This window comes from Aeromonas sp. 602658 (genome assembly GCF_049173005.1).
Taxonomy (GTDB): domain Bacteria; phylum Pseudomonadota; class Gammaproteobacteria; order Enterobacterales; family Aeromonadaceae; genus Aeromonas; species Aeromonas veronii_A.
This window is the reverse complement of sequence record NZ_JAAKRF010000010.1, coordinates 98,609-116,909: the sequence shown is the minus strand read 5'-3', so window position 1 is coordinate 116,909 and position 18,301 is coordinate 98,609. Positions and strand designations below refer to the sequence as shown.

The 18,301-nt window shown below is 57.1% G+C and carries 19 protein-coding genes; 13 read left to right on the top strand and 6 right to left on the bottom strand.

Annotated elements, in window-relative coordinates; all coding sequences use genetic code 11:
* Positions 1-89: 89 nt before the first annotated feature.
* The 5 genes from G5253_RS10250 to def all read right to left on the bottom strand — a co-directional run bounded on the left by G5253_RS10250 (position 90) and on the right by def (position 5,915).
* Positions 90-1,532 carry a TrkH family potassium uptake protein gene (locus G5253_RS10250; RefSeq protein ID WP_266135238.1) on the bottom strand — a complete coding sequence of 481 codons (1,443 nt, stop codon included), beginning with the start codon at positions 1,530-1,532 and terminating at the stop codon, positions 90-92.
* A gap of 96 nt (positions 1,533-1,628) precedes the next feature.
* Positions 1,629-3,005: a Trk system potassium transporter TrkA gene (trkA, locus tag G5253_RS10245; protein WP_266135237.1), complete on the bottom strand. Its 1,377-nt coding sequence runs from the start codon at positions 3,003-3,005 to the stop codon at positions 1,629-1,631.
* Positions 3,006-3,092: 87 nt separating this feature from the next.
* Positions 3,093-4,385 (bottom strand): 16S rRNA (cytosine(967)-C(5))-methyltransferase RsmB, encoded by a 1,293-nt coding sequence (gene rsmB / locus G5253_RS10240; protein ID WP_128834727.1) that lies wholly within the window; start codon positions 4,383-4,385, stop codon positions 3,093-3,095.
* Between the two features lie 60 nt (positions 4,386-4,445).
* The gene (fmt, locus tag G5253_RS10235) at positions 4,446-5,390 is read right to left on the bottom strand and encodes a methionyl-tRNA formyltransferase (RefSeq protein ID WP_266135236.1); all 945 of its coding nucleotides are present in this window, start codon (positions 5,388-5,390) and stop codon (positions 4,446-4,448) included.
* Between the two features lie 12 nt (positions 5,391-5,402).
* A complete protein-coding gene (gene def / locus G5253_RS10230; RefSeq protein WP_216952294.1) occupies positions 5,403-5,915 on the bottom strand; it encodes a peptide deformylase in 513 nt (170 codons plus the stop codon).
* A 108-nt stretch (positions 5,916-6,023) separates the two neighbouring features.
* Here def and G5253_RS10225 point away from each other — a divergent pair, with 108 nt between their 5' ends.
* The 9 genes from G5253_RS10225 to G5253_RS10185 all read left to right on the top strand — a co-directional run bounded on the left by G5253_RS10225 (position 6,024) and on the right by G5253_RS10185 (position 12,791).
* The gene (locus G5253_RS10225) at positions 6,024-7,118 is read left to right on the top strand and encodes a LysM peptidoglycan-binding domain-containing protein (RefSeq protein ID WP_266135235.1); all 1,095 of its coding nucleotides are present in this window, start codon (positions 6,024-6,026) and stop codon (positions 7,116-7,118) included.
* A 1-nt stretch (position 7,119) separates the two neighbouring features.
* Positions 7,120-8,235, top strand: coding sequence for a DNA-processing protein DprA (gene dprA, locus G5253_RS10220; RefSeq protein WP_266135234.1), 1,116 nt, complete (start codon positions 7,120-7,122; stop codon positions 8,233-8,235).
* On the top strand, positions 8,228-8,701 hold the full coding sequence (locus tag G5253_RS10215) for a DUF494 family protein (protein ID WP_005339699.1): 474 nt from the start codon (positions 8,228-8,230) through the stop codon (positions 8,699-8,701). The genes dprA and G5253_RS10215 overlap by 8 nt, the downstream gene beginning before the upstream one ends.
* A gap of 55 nt (positions 8,702-8,756) precedes the next feature.
* On the top strand, positions 8,757-9,314 hold the full coding sequence (locus G5253_RS10210) for a type I DNA topoisomerase (protein WP_266135233.1): 558 nt from the start codon (positions 8,757-8,759) through the stop codon (positions 9,312-9,314).
* A 74-nt stretch (positions 9,315-9,388) separates the two neighbouring features.
* On the top strand, positions 9,389-9,892 hold the full coding sequence (gene purE / locus G5253_RS10205) for a 5-(carboxyamino)imidazole ribonucleotide mutase (RefSeq protein ID WP_005341951.1): 504 nt from the start codon (positions 9,389-9,391) through the stop codon (positions 9,890-9,892).
* 135 nt (positions 9,893-10,027) lie between these two features.
* Positions 10,028-10,588, top strand: a complete 561-nt coding sequence (locus tag G5253_RS10200; RefSeq protein ID WP_160882022.1) for a Sua5/YciO/YrdC/YwlC family protein — start codon at positions 10,028-10,030, stop codon at positions 10,586-10,588.
* 112 nt (positions 10,589-10,700) lie between these two features.
* Entirely contained in the window at positions 10,701-11,609 is a 909-nt protein-coding gene (hemF, locus tag G5253_RS10195) for an oxygen-dependent coproporphyrinogen oxidase (protein ID WP_160882021.1), read from the top strand.
* 103 nt (positions 11,610-11,712) lie between these two features.
* The gene (aroE, locus tag G5253_RS10190; RefSeq protein ID WP_201902698.1) at positions 11,713-12,534 is read left to right on the top strand and encodes a shikimate dehydrogenase; all 822 of its coding nucleotides are present in this window, start codon (positions 11,713-11,715) and stop codon (positions 12,532-12,534) included.
* A complete protein-coding gene (locus G5253_RS10185; protein ID WP_266135232.1) occupies positions 12,531-12,791 on the top strand; it encodes a DUF1488 domain-containing protein in 261 nt (86 codons plus the stop codon). Before aroE ends, G5253_RS10185 begins: the two co-directional genes overlap by 4 nt.
* A 776-nt stretch (positions 12,792-13,567) precedes the next feature.
* Here G5253_RS10185 and yihA read toward each other — a convergent pair.
* Positions 13,568-14,224, bottom strand: a complete 657-nt coding sequence (gene yihA / locus G5253_RS10180; protein WP_266135231.1) for a ribosome biogenesis GTP-binding protein YihA/YsxC — start codon at positions 14,222-14,224, stop codon at positions 13,568-13,570.
* A gap of 142 nt (positions 14,225-14,366) precedes the next feature.
* Between yihA and G5253_RS10175 the strand changes: the two genes are divergently transcribed.
* From G5253_RS10175 to hemN, 4 genes are all read left to right on the top strand, one after another.
* Positions 14,367-14,984, top strand: coding sequence for a c-type cytochrome (locus G5253_RS10175; protein ID WP_266135230.1), 618 nt, complete (start codon positions 14,367-14,369; stop codon positions 14,982-14,984).
* A gap of 838 nt (positions 14,985-15,822) precedes the next feature.
* Positions 15,823-16,410 (top strand): Der GTPase-activating protein YihI, encoded by a 588-nt coding sequence (gene yihI, locus G5253_RS10170; RefSeq protein WP_266135229.1) that lies wholly within the window; start codon positions 15,823-15,825, stop codon positions 16,408-16,410.
* 11 nt (positions 16,411-16,421) lie between these two features.
* Positions 16,422-16,862, top strand: coding sequence for a DUF2489 domain-containing protein (locus G5253_RS10165; protein ID WP_164537978.1), 441 nt, complete (start codon positions 16,422-16,424; stop codon positions 16,860-16,862).
* Positions 16,863-16,893: 31 nt separating this feature from the next.
* Positions 16,894-18,267, top strand: a complete 1,374-nt coding sequence (gene hemN / locus G5253_RS10160; RefSeq protein ID WP_266135228.1) for an oxygen-independent coproporphyrinogen III oxidase — start codon at positions 16,894-16,896, stop codon at positions 18,265-18,267.
* The last annotated feature ends 34 nt before the right edge of the window (positions 18,268-18,301 follow it).

The following is an 18,301-nucleotide window of genomic DNA, read 5'->3' as shown; positions in this document are numbered from 1 at the left end:
CCCGATGCGGTACATAGGGGGTTCTGAGTAGAGAAATGCTAGTTGAAAATGTGTAAACCTATTTCAGGACTAGACATTGCAGTGAGGGATTACTGGCGCCAGAAGGAGGGGAAGAAGAGCACGGCGACCGTCAGGATCTCCAGTCGTCCCAGAAGCATGCCGAATGACAGCAGCCATTTGGCCGATTCCGGCAGGCTGGCAAAGTTGGTGCTGGGGCCGACCACCGGGCCCATGCCCGGGCCGACGTTGGCAACGGCAGTGATGGAGCTGGATATGGCTGTCAGGGGGTCAAGCCCGATGGCGCCCAGAAGGGCGGCTATCACCAGAATGATGGCGAAGTAGGCCAGCACGAAGGAGATCATTGATCGGATGATGGCATCATTGACCGTCCGGCCGTTGTACTTCTGGGGAAATACGCCGGAAGGGTGCATCAGTTGGCGCATCTGCTTCTTGAACAGGGCAAAGGCCACCTGTACCCGGAAGATCTTGAGGCCGCCCGCAGTGGAGCCAGAGCAGGCCCCAAGAGCCAGCAGCACGATGAAGACGATGCTGGTGAGCGGCCCCCAGGTGCCGAAGTCACCAAGGCCATAGCCGGTGGTGGTGAGTACCGAGACGATGTTGAAACAGCTGATGCGCAGGGCATCCCAGAAGCCGAACAGATCTCTCTCCCACAGATAGAAGGTCATGATGACGGTGACCCAGACCACCAGCCAGAAGAAGCCGCGCACCTGGGCATCCTTGAGCAGGCTGTAGTCCCTGTGGTTGAGGCTCTGCACATAGAGCAGGAAGGGCAGGCCGCCAAGGAACATGAACAGGGTACCAATCCAGTGTGCCGAGTTGGAGAAGTGGGACATGGATTGATCGGAGGTGGAGTAGCCGCCGGTACTGAGGGTGGTCATGGCGTGGTTGATCGCCTCGAACATATTCATGCCGCTGGCCCAGTAGGCCATGAAGCAGAGCATGGAGAGCACCAGATAGACCACGACAATGTTGTTGGCGACCGTCTTGGCCCGTGGCGCACTTTTATCCGACCAGTCCGAGCTCTCGGTCTGGAACAGCTTCATGCCGCCGACGTTGAGATAGGGGAGTACGGCAACCGCCATCACGATAAAGCCGACCCCCCCCAGCCACTGCAGGATGGATCGCCACAACAGGATGCTGTGGGCCATGTTGTCGAGGCCGGAGAGCACGGTAGAGCCCGTGGTGGTCACCCCCGACATGGTCTCGAAGTAGGCGTCGGTAAAGTTGATGTGGGTGATGAAGACAAAGGGCAGGGCGCCGAAGATGCAGGCCACCACCCAGACCGAGGTGGTGAGCAGGAACATTTCCCGCACCCCCAGATGAAACTCCGCCTTACGACCGTAATGGAGGCAGAGCAGGGCGGCGCCGTGGGTGATCAGCACGGACTTGAGAAACTCGACAAATCCCTCTGACCCGGTGAGCAGTGCCAGCAAGGTGGGCAGCCACATGAAGAGCGCCAGCTTGGAGAGCACCAGCCCGAGGGTGAAGATAATGGGACGCAGCTTGATCATGTTCGATAACCTGGTCGTTGATTAACAAAAGACCCGGACCATCCCCTTGGGGGAGCTGAGCCGGGTCTGGTTTGACAGCCTGTGTGCATGAAGACGTTACAGGAAGAAGGGGCTTGGCTGGAACAGCCGCTCCACTTCCGGGATGTACTTCTTGTCCACCAGGAACATGACCACGTGGTCATCCTGCTGGATCTTGGTGCGATCGTGGGCGATCAGCACCTCATCCCCGCGCACTACGGCACCGATGGTGGTGCCCGGCGGCAGCTTGAGCTCGCCCACCGTCTTGCCGACCACCTTGGAGGTGTTCTCATCACCGTGGGCAATCGCCTCGATCGCCTCGGCCGCGCCGCGGCGCAGGCTGTAGACGTTGGCGATATCGGCCCGACGCACGTGTGTCAGCAGGGCCGAGATGGTGGCCTGCTGGGGCGAGATGGCTATATCGATAGAACCGCCCTGCACCAGATCCACGTAGGCGCCGCGCTGGATCAGCACCATGGTCTTCTTGGCGCCCATCTTCTTGGCGAGCAGCGCCGACATGATGTTCGCCTCATCCTCGTTGGTCACGGCGATGAAGACGTCGATTTGATCGATATGCTCCTCGGCCAGTAGCTCCTGATCCGCCGCATCGCCACAGAAGACGATGGTGTTCTCCAGCAGTTCGGAGAGCTGCTCCGCCCGCTTCTGGTTGCGCTCGATGAGCTTGACGCTGTAGCGCTTCTCCAGCTGGCGTGCGAGACCCGCGCCGATGTTGCCACCACCGACGATCATGATGCGGCGGTAGGGGCTCTCGAGGCGCTGCAGCTCCGACATCACAGCACGGATATGGCCCGCCGCCGCCACGAAGAAGACCTCGTCATCCGCTTCGATGATGGTGGTGCCTTGCGGGCGGATCGGGCGGCCCTGACGGAAGATGGCCGCTACCCGAGTTTCGATGTTGGGCATGTGCTCGCGCAGGGTGGAGAGGGCGTTGCCCACCAGCGGGCCACCGTAGTAGGCTTTGACCGCCACCAGACCGACGCGACCACCTGCAAAATCAACCACTTGTAGGGCACCCGGATACTCGATCAAACGACGCACATAGTCGGTCACCAGTTGCTCCGGCGCGATCAGGTGATCCACCGGCACCGATTCGGGCAGGAACAGGCGATCCCGTTCGGTCAGATAGGCTGGCGAGCGGATCCGCGCCACCTTGTTCGGGGTGTTGAACAGGGAGTAGGCCACCTGACAGGCGATCATGTTGGTCTCGTCACTGTTGGTGACGGCGACCAGCATGTCGGCATCCTGAGCCCCCGCTTCGCGCAGCACCTTGGGGTGAGCGCCGTGCCCGTTGACCACCCGCAGGTCGAACTTGTCTTGTAACTCGCGTAGGCGCTCGCTGTCGGTGTCGACGAGGGTGATGTCGTTGTTCTCCCCGGCCAGGTTCTCGGCCAGGGTGCCGCCGACTTGGCCGGCTCCCAAAATGATGATTTTCATAGGGAACGTCTACTCACGTTGAGGCTGTAAAGGGGAGCGCCAGAACGGAGCTGGCGGCAATCCCGAATGAGGTTTGTCATGCCCGGCTCAGAGCTTGACCAGTTTGGCGTAGTAGAAGCCATCCATCTCGGCTTCACCCGGCAGGAACTGGCGGCCCGGGCAGTCCGGGGTGTCCTGTTCGTGCAGCGGTACCAATTTGGCATCTTTGGTCGCGGCAAGGAAGGCGCGGATCTGTTCGCGGTTCTCTTCCGGCAGGACGGAGCAGGTAGCGTAGAGCAGGGTGCCGCCGCTTTTCAGCTTGCCCCAGAGGGCATTGAGAATGCGGCGCTGCAACTCGGCCAGCTCGCGAATGTCCTGATCACGGCGCAGCCACTTGATGTCTGGGTGGCGGCGGATGACGCCGGTGGCGGAGCAGGGAGCATCCAGCAGGATGCGGTCAAACTGACCCTCCGGCCACCACTGTTCCGGTGCTGCGGCATCGCCGTGGATAACCTTGGCGCTCAGGCCGATGCGGTCCAGGTTCTCCTGCACCCGCTTGAGGCGGTTTTCATCGGCATCGACGGCAACCACGCCAGCCAGCTTGGGCTGACGCTCCAGCAGGTGGGCAGTCTTGCCGCCGGGGGCCGCGCAGGCATCCAGCACCCACTCGCCCGGTTGCGGGTCGAGCAGTGCCGCGGCCTGTTGTGCTGCACCATCCTGTACCGAGCAGTCACCGACCTCGAAGCCGGGCAGCTTGGTCACATCACAAGGACGTTCCAGCAGGATGCAATCCTCACCCTCTTCACCGGCCACGGCATTGATGCCGGCTTCGGCCATGCGAGCCAGCATGGCATCGCGGCTCTGGCGCTGGCTGTTGTTGCGGATCCACATGGGGGGGCGCTGGTTGTTCGCCTCCATGATGAATTCCCACTCATCGTGATAGGCCTGACGCAGGCGCTTGGTGAGCCACTCCGGATGACCGAGGCGAATGCTGGGAACGCGGTCGATGCGCAGCAGAATGACTTCGGCGCTGCGCTGGAAGTTGCGCAGCACGCCGTTGATGAGGCCACGCAGGGAGGTGCCCTTGAGCAGTTTGACGGCGTTGACGGTCTCGGCCACCGCGGCGTGAGCCGGAATGCGGGTGTAGATGAGCTGATAGAGACCGACCAGGATGAGGTAGTGGAAAATGCGGCTCTTGTTCTTGAGCGGCTTGTCCATCATCTCGTTGACTGCCGCATCGAGGCGGGGCAGCCAGCGCAGGGTGCCGTAGCAGAGTTCTTGCAGGAGAGCGCGATCGCGAGGCGCGACCTTCTCCTGGGCAGCAGGCAGAACAGCGGAGAGGGATTGACCCTGATCCAGCACCTGTTGAATAACGAGAGCGGCCTGTGCACGTGTTTTCATAGAGTTACCTTAGATGCGCAAGTCGGGGCCTGGGCCCCGCCTGTGTCAATTCAATCCAGTTCAATTCAATTGCGTGCCGGGTTCAAACCAGTCGCGGCGAGAGTTGAGCAGATCCGAAACGGACATCGCCTTCTTGCCGGGCGGTTGCAGGGTCAGCAGGCGCAGTACCCCTTTGCCGGTCGCGATATCGATCCCCTGCTTGTCGGCCTTGAGCAGGGTGCCGGCGGGTTGGCCGTGGTCGATGTCGATGACGGCGGCTTGCCATACCTTGATGGTCTGGTCAGCTACTTCAAACCAGCTGATGGGCCAGGGGTTGAACGAGCGGATGCAGCGTTCGATGGCAACAGCCTCCATCGACCAGTCGATGCGGGCCTCTTCCTTGGAGAGCTTTTCGGCGTAGTTGGCCAGCGCATCATCTTGCACCTCGGCAGCGGTTTCACCGGCGGCCATGGCATTGATGGTGTCGACCAGTGCTTGCGGGCCCAGCTCGGCCAGCTTGTCATAGAGGCTGGCGGAGGTCTCGTCGGCGGCGATGGGGCAGCTAACCTTGCGGATCATGGCGCCGGTATCCAGCCCCACATCCATCTGCATGATGGTGACGCCGGTTTCGCTATCGCCCGCCCAAATGGAGCGCTGGATCGGTGCAGCGCCACGCCAGCGCGGCAGCAGGGAGCCATGGACGTTGATGCAGCCCAGACGCGGGGTATCGAGTACCGCCTTGGGCAGGATCAGGCCATAGGCCACCACGACCATCAGGTCTGCACCAAGGGCGGCCAGTTCGGCTTGCACCTCTTCCTTGCGCAGGGTAGCGGGCTGGTAAACCGGCAGGTTGTGGGCCAGTGCCAGCTCTTTGACCGGGCTGGCGGTGAGCTTCTGGCCACGGCCGGCGGGCTTGTCGGGCTGGGTATAAACGGCAACGACCTCATGGTCGGAAGACAACAACGCCGCCAGGTGACGGGCGGCGAAGTCGGGAGTACCGGCAAAAATCAGTTTCAGCTTATTCAATGGGGCAGATCCTCAGAGGACTTTGCGATCTTCACGGGCCATCTTTTCCAGCTTCTGGCGAATGCGCTGGCGCTTGAGCGGGGACAGGTAATCCACGAACAACTTGCCCATCAGGTGGTCCATCTCATGCTGGATACAGATGGCGAGCAGGTCGTCCGCTTCCAGCTCGAACGGTTTGCCGTGGCGATCCAGGGCGCGGATCTTGATCTGCTCAGCGCGCGGTACCAGAGCGCGGCTGCCAGGCACGGAGAGACAACCCTCTTCAATGCCGGTGCTGCCACACTGGGAGATCACTTCCGGATTGATCAATACCAGAGGATCTTCACGGTTTTCAGAGACATCGATCACTATGATGCGTTGATGAATATCCACCTGCGTTGCGGCCAGGCCAATGCCTTCCTCCGCATACATGGTTTCGAACATATCATCTACAATCTGTTGTAACTCGGGTGTAAAGGTCTCGACAGGGGCTGCGATAGTACGCAGACGCTCATCGGGAAAACGCAATACATCTAGAATGGCCATAGTTTTTTCTTTAGTTTCGTATAAATGCAGTCAATATTGGCGTAATTCTAGTCATTTACGCCGACAAAAAACAGCAACACTTTGCGCGCAGAGGTAACAGGGAGTGTTATGTATCTGAAGCAAACCATCCTCACCTGCCTGCTGGTGACCATGAGCCAAGCCGCTCTGGCCGATCAGCTGAGGTTGAAAGCGGGTTATCCCGAAAGCTATGTAGTGCAAAAAGGCGATACCCTGTGGGATATCTCCGGCAAATATCTTTCCGAACCCTGGCTGTGGCCCCGGCTCTGGAACATCAATCCACAGATTGCCAATCCGCACTGGATCTACCCAGGGGACGTGCTGCACCTGAGCTGGGTCAATGGTGAGCCCCGGCTGGGCAAAGCGATGCAGGGGGGCAAACAGGTCATCCGTCTCGGCCCGAAAACCCGTTATGAGAGCAAGGCAAATCCTATCCCTACTCTGCCCTTCAGCGAGATAGGCCCCTTTTTGCAGACGGACCATATCTTGGCCGACAGTCAACAGCAGAAAATGCTGCCCTATTTGCTGGGTTCCGACGAAAAGCACATTGGAATGCTTGAGGGGGACACCCTCTATGTGCAGGGAGCTCTGATACCGGGCAAGATGTATGGCATCTATCATCCCGGGGTGGTCTACAAGGATCGCGAGACAGGTGAGCTTTTGGGTCAGGAGGCCATCTTTGCAGGCGTGGTGCGTGCGGTAGCGCTGCTGGATGGTGATCGGACCGAAGTGACTCTCACCCACAACCAGCGTGAAGTATTGCAGGGTGATAAGATTATGGAGCTGCCCCCTCAGGAGAACATGCCTGCGGTTTTCATACCCAAGGCTGCCCCAGCGATTGCCCCTGGCTACATCATCGACTTGCCGAGCAAAGCCAGGGGAGGGGGCAAGTTTGATGTGGTCTTGATTAACAAAGGTGCTAGGGATCAACTCTCCGCGGGCGATGTGCTCGATGTTCGGCGTCCGGGGGCTGCGCTGGTCACCAAGAATGGTGCAGTGCAATACAAGGAGTTCTCCTCTGTCTACGACAAGGTGTTCTACAGTAGTGGCAACCAGAAGGCACCACTGCCCTCTGAAGCTATTGCCCGCGTCATGTTGTTCAAGGTGTATGACAAGCTGAGTTATGGCCTCATCATGCAGAGCAAGGACATGGTGAGCTCGGGTTATCAGGTCACTCACTTCTGACGTGAACTACCCCGATGAGCGCTTGGCGCTCTGGTTAACCCTCAATGCGGTTACCGGAATCGGCCCTGTAACCGCAGTTCGACTGCTGGAGCAGAGCGGTGGTTCGATTGATGCCCTGTTTCAGAGCGATGAAACGCAGCTGCATCGCATGGGGCTGTCGTCAGAGCAGATCAGGCAACTGCGCTGGCCCTTGCCGAATGTTGAGCCGAGTCTGGCTTGGGCCGCTGAGTCTGACAATCACCTTATTCCACAAGATCACCCTGCTTATCCATCCTTGTTGCGGGAAATTCCCGCGGCACCACTGTTGCTCTACTGTCGTGGCGATCTTGCTGCGCTGTCGCTATCCCAGTTGGCAATGGTGGGGACACGCCATCCTACCTATGCAGGTAAAGATAATGCGTCCCGTCTCTGTAGCGAGCTGGTTGGGTGCGGATTGGCTATTACCTCGGGCCTTGCGCTCGGTATCGATGGTATTTGCCATCAGCAGGCGCTGGCTTGTGGCGGTATCACTCTTGCTGTGTTGGGTTCCGGGCTGGATTGCCTCTACCCCAAACGCCATCAGGGACTGGCAGGCCAGATTCTGGAGAAAGGGGGTGTGCTTATCTCCGAGCTGGCGCCGGATAAAGGGCCGCTGGCTGAACATTTTCCTCGTCGCAACCGTATTATCAGTGGTCTGTCGTTGGGAACCCTGGTGGTGGAGGCGACCGAGCAGAGCGGTTCGCTGATCACCGCTCGCTATGCACTGGAGCAGGGGCGCGAAGTCTTTGCGGTACCCGGCGCCCCGCAAAATGGCCAGGCGATAGGGTGCAATAGATTAATTCAGCAGGGGGCCAAACTTGTGCTGAGTGCGGCCGATATAGTGGAAGAGCTGCCAGAGTGGGTCGCACGGCCACATCCGTCGGTCATACCATCTGAGCAACCGCATAATAGCGAATTGCCTTATGCCGATTTGTTGGATAACGTAGATTATGAGACCACGAGCGTGGATACCGTTGCCGAGCGGGCCCAGCTTCCTGTCGAAGTGGTATTGGGCAGGTTGGTAGAGCTGGAGCTGGCCGGTGCAGTGATGGCGGTAGCCGGTGGATACGTCAGAGCGAGGAGGGCGAATCATGTTTGATGTATTGATGTACCTTTTCGAGACCTACATCCACAGCGATGCAGATGTGATGGTCGAGCAGGATGAGCTCACCGACGAGTTGAGCCGGGCCGGTTTCGATAAAGAAGAGATCGACAAGGCACTCGACTGGCTGGAGCGGCTGGCCAATCTGCACGATAGCGAGCGGGAGGTCTATGTCACCGCCAGCGCGCAAGGCTCGATGCGTATCTATGCTCCGCAAGAGCTGGCACGCCTCAGCACCGAGTGCCGCGGCTTCCTGCTCTTTCTGGAACAGGCCCAGGTGCTGAATGCCGAAACCCGCGAGATCTGTATCGAGCGCCTGCTCGAGCTGGACAAGCCGGATATCGAGCTGGATGACCTGAAGTGGGTCGTGATGATGGTGCTGTTCAACGTACCGGGCAGTGAAAATGCCTACCAGCAGATGGAAGAGCTGGTGTTTGATGAGTCAGACGGCGTCATTCACTGACAGTCCGGTGCCGCGCTGGTAGAATTCAGGCCATCTGGATTTCAAGGCGCGGCCCATGTCAAAAATCGATCATCACCTCTTTTCAGCCCACGAACATGCCTTCGAGCGCGAGCCGTGCCCGCAGTGCGGGGCCGAGTTGGTGATCCGCCAGGGCAAACATGGCCCCTTTCTCGGCTGTTCTGCCTATCCTGCCTGTGATTACATTCGCTCCCTGACGCCATCCGGCCGTGACATCGAAAAGGTGCTCGAAGGCTCTGCCTGTCCCGATTGCGGACAGCCGCTGGCGATCAAGAAGGGGCGTTACGGTCTGTTTGTCGGTTGTACTCAATATCCGGCCTGTCCGCACATCGAATCCCTGCAGGAGAGCGACGATACCCAGATACTCTGCCCCGAGTGCGGCAAGGGTCATCTGGTGAGCCGCACCTCCCGCTACGGCAAGCAGTTTTACTCCTGTGATGGCTATCCCCATTGCAAATATGTGGTGAACGACAAGCCGATCCCCATGCCTTGCCCCGCGTGTGGCTGGGGCATCATGGTGGAAAAAAAAGTGAGGGGAGCTCTGCGTTGGGTCTGTCCGCAAAAGAAATGCGGCCACCAAAGTGAGCAGGTATAATCCCGCCGCCGCAACCGGATTGAAACGTTTTCGGTGAACTTCAACCCCCCACTTGGAGTAAGGAAATTCCCACCATGAATAAACCCTTTGTTGCCGTATTGATGGGCTCTGATTCTGATTTCCCCGTGATGCAGAGCACCCTCGAGGTGCTCAAGTCATTTGATATCGCAGTGGAAGTCAAAGTCACCTCCGCGCACCGCACGCCGGCTGCGACCCATCAGTATGTGACCGATGCCGAGGCCCGTGGCTGCAAGGTCTTTATCTGTGCTGCCGGTCTGGCTGCGCACCTGGCGGGTGCCGTAGCCGGCATCACGACTCGTCCTGTGATCGGGGTGCCCATCGATGGTGGCCCGCTCAAGGGGCTGGATGCGCTGCTCTCCACCGTGCAGATGCCGGGTGGTGTACCGGTGGCGACCGTGGCGATCGGCAAAGCCGGTGCCAAGAACGCAGGTTATCTGGCAGCCCAGATGCTGGCAGTAGCCGATGATGAACTGGCAGCCAAGGTTCGGGCCGAACGCCAGAAGAATGCCGAAGAGGTGATGGCCAAGGATGCCGCCCTGCAGGCTCAACTCAAGTAAGTGAACGGGTGACGATCCGGATGTGTCGTATTTTTCCTGTGCTACAGCAAAACGTCACTTTGTTGTGGTCGCCACCGTATGGATTCAACTTGCTACTAAGCGACGAGGCGGCAGCTAGGCTGCCGCATTTTTCCTATGCCAAATGAATTTGAACAGGTAGTTGCCGCCCTCCAACAGGAAGGGGTGATTGCTTATGCGACCGAGGCCGTGTTTGGTCTGGGTTGTGATCCCGACTCCGAAGTTGCGGTGCAGCGACTGCTGGCCATCAAACAGCGTCCGGTGGAGAAGGGGTTGATCCTGATTGCTGCCGACGTGGCGCAATTGCAGGATTACATCGATCTGAGTCAGCTTAGCGGTGAGCAACTGGCTCGGGTTGAAGCCAGCTGGCCCGGCCCCTTTACCTGGATCATGCCTGCCCGTGCAACGACGCCGGCCTGGCTGACCGGGCAGTTCGAGACCATCGCGGTACGCGTGACGGCTCATCCTCAGGTGCAGGCGTTGTGCCGTGCCTTTGGCAAGCCGCTGGTCTCTACCAGCGCCAACCTGACCGGTGAGGAGCCTGCCCGTCGGGTGGCCGATATTGGTGAGCGGCTGGCAAGCAAGCTGGCCTATATCCTGCCCGGTGAAGTGGGTGGTCAAGCCAACCCCTCCGAGATCAAGGACGCCAGAACCGGCGCCATTATTCGCCCCTCCTGAGCAGGCGGATACGTCATGATTTGCCATCAATCCGCTGAGCGGTGAGCTCATTGGATTGATTTAACTATAAAAATGGACAGGGCGTTCACGATCCTGCCTGACTGGAGACAAGATGAGCAAACCGGATGTGGCCCAGGTCAAGGCCTTCCTGTTGCAGTTGCAGGACGAGATCTGCCGTGGTCTGGAGCAGGCCGATGGCAGTGGACACTTTGTGGAAGATGCCTGGAGCCGTGAAGGCGGTGGCGGTGGTCGCACCCGTGTGCTGCGCCACGGTGCGGTGATCGAGCAGGGGGGCGTCAACTTCTCCCATGTGTATGGCGATGCCATGCCTGCCTCTGCTACAGCCCATCGGCCAGAGTTGGCCGGTCGCAAGTTCGAGGCGATGGGCGTGTCGCTGGTGATCCATCCGCACAACCCCTATGTGCCGACCAGCCACGCCAACGTCCGTTTCTTCATCGCCGAGAAAGAGGGTGAAGAGCCCATTTGGTGGTTTGGCGGTGGTTTCGATTTGACGCCTTTCTACCCGTTTGCCGAGGATGTCCAGCACTGGCATCAGGTCTCCCGTGATCTCTGCCAGCCATTTGGTGATGATATCTACCCCGAGTTCAAATCCTGGTGCGATCGCTACTTCTTCCTCAAACACCGCAACGAGACGCGGGGGGTGGGCGGTCTCTTCTTCGACGATCTGAATCGCTGGCCCTTTGCCGACTGCTTTGCCTTTATGCAGGCGGTCGGTCGGGGTTATCTCGATGCCTACCTGCCGATCATCGAGCGACGCAAGGCACTGCCCTATGGTGAGCGGGAGCGGGAGTTCCAGCTCTATCGTCGCGGTCGTTATGTGGAGTTCAATCTGGTGTATGACCGTGGCACCCTGTTCGGGCTGCAGACCGGCGGACGTACCGAGTCGATCCTGATGTCGATGCCACCGCTGGCACGTTGGGAGTATGACTGGCAGCCGGAGGCGGGCACTCCTGAAGCCTTGCTCTATACCGACTATCTCACGCCGCGAGAATGGCTGTGACCCGAGGGGCCATGATGGCCCCTTTTTACTGGCCGATATTCGGCTTGTTCCCGAGTGCGAAAACACGTTAAATCGGAATATTGCCCTCTGATGGAACTCTTTGATGGATCGTTATCTGGTTTTTGGCCACCCGGTGCGCCACAGCAAGTCCCCCTTCATTCACACCCTGTTTGCCAGACAAACCCAGCAAGAGCTGGAGTATGGGCTGGCTGAACCCGCCGTCGACGAGTTTGCCCAAGCCCTGCGCACCTTCTTTGACCAAGGGGGCAAGGGATGCAATGTCACCGTTCCCTTCAAGGAGCAGGCATTCACTCTGGTCGATCGCTTGAGCCCGAGGGCCAAGCGGGCGGGCGCGGTCAATACCATCAAGCTGACCGATGATGGTGTGTTGCTGGGGGATAATACCGATGGCGCCGGATTGGTCGCCGATCTCAAGTCCCATGGTGTGACGCTGGCGGATAGCCGGATCCTGCTGCTGGGGGCCGGTGGCGCGGCTCGTGGTGCATTGGCGCCGCTGCTGGCTGAGTTGCCGAGCGAGCTGGTGATCGCCAACCGCACCCACGCAAAAGCGCAACAGTTGGCTGCCGAATTCTGCGATCTGGGGCCTGTGACTGCCCAGACCTATGAGCAGTTGGCAGGGTCATTCGATCTCGTCATCAACTCTACCTCCGCCAGCCTGCAAGGGGAGCTGCCGCCGTTGGCCCCCGCCCTGATCCACACTGATATTGCCATCTACGACATGATGTATGGCGCCTCGGATACGGCGTTTATCAGTTGGGCCAAGCAGCATGGGGCCCGTCAAACCATGGATGGACTCGGCATGCTGGTGGAACAGGCCGCCGAAGCGTTTACCGTGTGGCGCGGAATTCGTCCCGGGACTAAACAGGTATTGAGAGAGTTGAAGCGTAACTTGGGGGTGATATGAACCAGGGTATTCTGTTTCCCGACCTGATGGAGTGGCAGGCTGACGAACAGCGGGTGCGTTTTCCTGCCCAGCAGATGGGGGCACTGATAGATTGTTACATCAGCCTGCGGCGACTGGAGAGAATGACAGGTCTGGCGCTGACGAGAGAGGATGACATCGTCAGAGCCTTCGAAAGTGTACGTTTTGATATTGAAGATATGGCTGAAAAACTCATTGAAGAACAAGAGTTTGCTGAAGATGGCGCAATCTACCTCTGATTTTTCAAAGTTTTTTTGTTTTGTAGCGGAACTACTTTGAAATGGCGCTGACTAACTAGATAGTTGAGGAAGTGCTAGCTAGTCACCTTTATAACTCCCCGGTATTCGTACTGGGGATTTTTTTATCTGCATGAAAGTAAAAGGTTTTTTATTAACCTGTAAGTTGTGAAACTAAATTACATAAATTACTTTCACTTTCTGCTGCTTTGCTGTACAGTTGTCTGCGTAGGGTACAGAGGTAAGATGTTCTATCTTTCAGACCTTTTATTTCACGTAATTGAATGTGGCTGAATAGCTGCCCCGATGAGGTTCTCGTCGGGGTGTTTTTTTATGCGTGCCATTTAGAGTAAATGCTTTAAATTGGCGATGCATTTGATAGAATGAGGCTGCTTCTTGAGGAATACCTGTCGTCTGGTACTCAAGATTCAGCTTCTTCCCAATTTTTTGAACTTATTATTTCAGGCTGGATGGCATCACTGTCGTCCGGCCTCATTTTTAACCCTCTCGGTTAGATCTTGTAATTAAATTTCATTTTTGTCTATTTTTGTAATTCTGGTTCGCTTTGAAAGAACGAATTTGAAAACGCTATCAACGTCTTCAAAAGTTAATTTCTTTCATGAATTAATGGCCTATCTATATGAACTGTAAGCGGTAATGGATATAACAGGGGAGACGAATGCGGGGTGTTCGTCGTGAGGCATGTGAAAGCGGCAATCTGAAACCCTTTCAATCAGCGGAGGGGTGCTCCGCCAATTGCAAGGAGAGCGAGGAGTAGATTACTCCTCGGCAGGTTGTTGTTCGTCAGCGTTCAGCACGTCGGTATCGTCACCACTGACGTACCATTCGGTCAGGGTTTGCGCCAGCTTCTCCACACCGATATTGGTGAGAGAGGAGAATGCTTCGACCTGGATCTGGGAACCGAGGTCGGCAACGGCCTGGCGCACCTTGATTACTTGGTTGTTGCGTGGGCCTGGGCTCAATTTGTCAGCCTTGGTCAGCAGCAGCATGACGGGCAACTGACGGTGCGAGCTCCACTCCAGCATGTTCATGTCGGTATCTTTGAGTGGGTGGCGGATGTCCATCAGGATCACCAGACCTTTCAATGACTCACGGCGCTGCAGATACTCTGCCAGTGACTTTTGCCACTTGAGCTTCATTTCCAGCGGAACTTGCGCATAACCATAACCCGGCAAGTCGACCAGACGCTTGCCCGGTTCCAGCTCAAACAGGTTGATCAGCTGGGTACGTCCGGGTGTCTTACTGGTGCGCGCCAGGTTCTTGTGTTTGGTTAAGGTGTTCAATGCAGATGACTTACCGGCGTTGGAACGGCCGGCAAACGCGATCTCGACACCCCCATCATTTGGCAGGTGACGGATGTCGGGTGCGCTGGTCACAAAATGCACCTTATTGAAATTCAGAGTTTGTGTATCCAACGTAAATTCCCCATGGAGATAGAGGGTTATAGAGTTACTTTTTTGTAAAATGGTGTAAAATAGCGTCGCTTAAACGCGTTTATTTTAACATGCCTTCAGCGGCATGGGATCTGGAAGCCTAATAACGAAAAGTTGGAACGCCATGAAGAACCTAGTCATTACTCTTGCTCTGATGGTTGGCGTAACGGGGATGGCACAAGCCAAGGGCGATGCCGCTGCGGGACAGACCAAGGCTGCCGTTTGTGCGGCTTGTCATGGACCGGACGGAAACAGCCTGGTTGATATGTACCCCAAAATTGCTGGTCAGCACGCATCATATATCAAAAAGCAGTTAGTTGAACTGAAGGCTGCTGCTTCTGGTCAAATTGGCCGGGTTGCGCCAGTGATGGGGCCGATGGCGTTACCTTTGTCGGAACAGGACATGGATGACCTGGCGGCTTATTTCTCCAGCCTGAAGGTTACCCCTATCGCTGTCCCTGACGACGTGGTCGAAGCGGGCAAGGCACTCTATATGGGTGGTGACATGAGTCGCGGTCTGGCAGCTTGTACGGCTTGCCATGGTCCCCGTGGCTCTGGTGTCGAACAGGCGAAGTATCCAAGCCTGTCTGGCCAGCATCCTGCCTATATCAAGGCCCAGCTCACCGCATTCCGTGCCGGGACGCGTGACAACGATCCGAACGGCATGATGCGGGACGTTGCCAAGAAACTGACTGATCAGGATATCGAAGCCCTCTCCAAATATGTGGCGGGTCTGCACTGATACAGTCGATACGGTCGATTTGAGTTGAAACGGGGAGCTTGGGCTCCCCGTTGTTTTTATGGCTTTCAGATAATTCTCGGTTTAATCCCCCCGTTCTGTAAGAGATCTCCCATTCTCAAGGCAGGTCAAGGCTCATAAAATTGCATAAAACATTAAATAATCATTATTTATCAATACGTTATATGAATATTGATGTTTTTCGACATGTTGAGAATGTTTTGAGTGGATTGAGCCGCTTTATAGAGTTGGTACAGTAGGCTTAATGGATTCACCCACGGATTGGGTGGCGGTTTCACGACAGGGGGGTTGTGAGCAGAGGATGGCTGGCGTGGCGGGATGCCCTGGGCTCGGATGAGCTGGCAAAGGATTGAAGGATCAGGATGGTGACCATCTCCGGAGCGGGATGGGGTTGCGGGATGCAGGCTCCCCGGCACGATGGCAGGATGCGGTCGAGACGGGTCAAACAGGCACACGCACATTCAGGAACGACCAATATAAGGTCAGGATGACCACACAACGATATGATGCGGCGACAAGTTGTCACGGAGAGGACGAAACAGATTGTTTTGCCATTCAGGATGGCGCACGCATGAACATATCAAGGCAGCTTCGGCTGCCTTTTTTCTTTTGGGTAATTAACCCGATTAGCCATTCTGTGTCAAAATACCAGCAACATGCCCAGAGGATACCGATCCTGCGGTGTTCAGTGGCCTGATTGGGCCTGATTGGTGCGGGATCCTGCTCTTGTTCCAGCCTTACTGTTCCTCGCATCGTATCCCACCGGGTGAGATCATCCCGGGTACGGGTCAAACCAGTTATTTTTCGGAGTTAGCCATTCATGTCTGCCAAACAACCCACTCGCAAGCCTACTGGCAAGCGCAAAGAATCTGATGTCAGTGCTCAGGAAGGCCGTGAGCGTAAACGGGCTGCCAAGCGCAAAGGCCTGAAGGCTGGTTCTCGTCAGCAAGTTGAACAGCCGAAGAACAAGTCTGGCAACAGCCAGTCCACAGATCCGCGTATCGGTTCCCGCAAGCCGGTAGTTCTGGTGGTGGATGACAAACAGAAGAAGCCGGCAGCACCCAAGGCGGTGAAAGAGAAGAAGCTGGTGATGACGCCCGAGCAGGAGCTGGCTTCCATCGAAAACGATGACCGCTTGAATGATCTGCTGGATCGTCTTGATGCCGGTGAAACCCTGGAAGCGGCCGAGCAGGCCTGGGTTGATCAGCGTGTCGACCGTTATCAGGAGCTGATGGATGAGCTGGGCATCATCGACAACGACGATGATGAAGATGATGAGCTGCCGTTTGATGATGGCGATGACGCCGAGTTCGACGAGCAGAAACCGGCCTCCGAAGAGGAGTTGTGGGACCGTTTCAACCAGGTCGATTTCAAGCCGGAACCCAAGCCTGAGCCGAAGAAAAAGTGATGAGTGGATGGATGCTGGCCGCCCTGTTGGGCGGCCTGATTTTGTCAGGGTTGGCCATCTATGCAGGCATGCTGCTGGCCAGGCTGAGACGGCAGCAAGCGATGCAGTGGCGGGCTATTACTGCTCGCAATGAACGAATTCTGGAGAGCGTACGGGTCATTGCTCATGCGGTGCAGGAGGGGCAGTGCGATTACTCCGAAGGCGCCATTCGGCTGACCAATCTGCTGGATGCGTTGCAGATCAAGGGGGGACGAGCGTTCGTTGCCGAGTTCCCGGGTCTGTACGGGCTGTATGAGAAGGTGAAAGATATGCCGACCCATGAGGCCAGACGCGCCCTCAAGCGCAATGAAGTGATGAAGATGGATCTCGAACGCAGCGGCTACGAGGCCGAGCTGGAGGCTCAGATCCTCAAGGATGTGGCCCAGCTGAAGGATTTTCAGTTAGGTCGGTGAGCCAACAATAACAACAAGAGAGGAAGCGAGCGTGCAAGCAGAACAGATTGTGTGGGATCAGGCCCTGATCGAAAAATATAACTACAGTGGCCCGCGATACACCTCTTATCCCACTGCGCTGGAGTTCAACGAGAGCTTCGGCTATCCGGATTTTGTCCGCGCTGCCGGCCAGTATCCCGAGCGCAATCTGTCGCTCTACGTGCATATCCCTTTCTGTCACAAGCTCTGCTACTACTGCGGCTGCAACAAGGTCATTACCCGCCATCAGCACAAGGCTGACGAGTACCTCGACTACCTGGAGCAGGAGATCAAGGCGCAAGCCCCGCTCTTCAAGCATCGTCTGGTCACCCAACTGCACTGGGGTGGCGGTACACCCACCTATCTGGATGAAGCGCAAACGCGCCGTCTGATGGCCATGCTGCGTGAGCACTTCCATTTCGCTGAAGAGGGGGAGTTCAGCATCGAGGTCGATCCGCGCGAGATTGCCATTACCATGCTGGATGTGCTGCGAGATGTCGGCTTCAACCGCATCAGCCTCGGGGTGCAGGACTTCAACAAGGATGTGCAGGTCGCAGTCAACCGCGAGCAGGACAACGACTTTATTAAAGCGATGCTGGAACGGGCCCGTGAACTTGGCTTCCGCTCGACCAACCTCGACCTTATCTATGGCCTGCCGCATCAGGATCGTGCCAGCTTCCACCATACGCTGGAAGAGGTGCTCAAGACGGATCCGGCGCGCCTCTCTATCTTCAACTATGCCCATCTGCCGAGCCGCTTTGCCGCCCAGCGCAAGTTGAAAGAGGTGGATATGCCTGCGCCGCAGGAGAAACTGGCCATGCTGCAGGACACCATCGCCTTCCTGACCGGTCAGGGTTACCAGTTCATCGGTATGGACCATTTTGCCAAACCCGATGACGAGCTGGCAGTGGCGCAGCGCGAGGGCAAGCTGCACCGCAACTTCCAGGGCTATACCACCCAGGGAGATTGTGATCTGCTGGGGCTGGGGGTCTCCTCCATCAGCATGATCGGTGATGCCTATTCCCAGAACCAGAAAGAGCTCAAGGCTTATTACGCACAGGTTGCAGAGCTGGGTCATGCCCAGTGGAAAGGCTGCTCGCTCAATCAGGATGACCTGATCCGCCGTGAGGTGATCAAGCGGCTTATCTGTGATTTCCGTCTGAACTTTGCGTCTGTCGAGCAGGCGCACGGTCTCAATTTCAGAGAGTATTTTGCCGACGATCTCAAGCTGCTGCAGACCTTCATCAACGATGGATTGGTGCGTATGACGGAGGATGGTCTGGAGGTCTCCTCCACGGGGCAGCTGCTGATCCGCAATATCTGCATGTGTTTCGACGTGTACTTGCGCAACAAGGCGCGCCAGCAACAGTTCTCTCGCGTGATATAAGCTTGTTTGCCGATTAGAAAACAGAAAAGGGCGC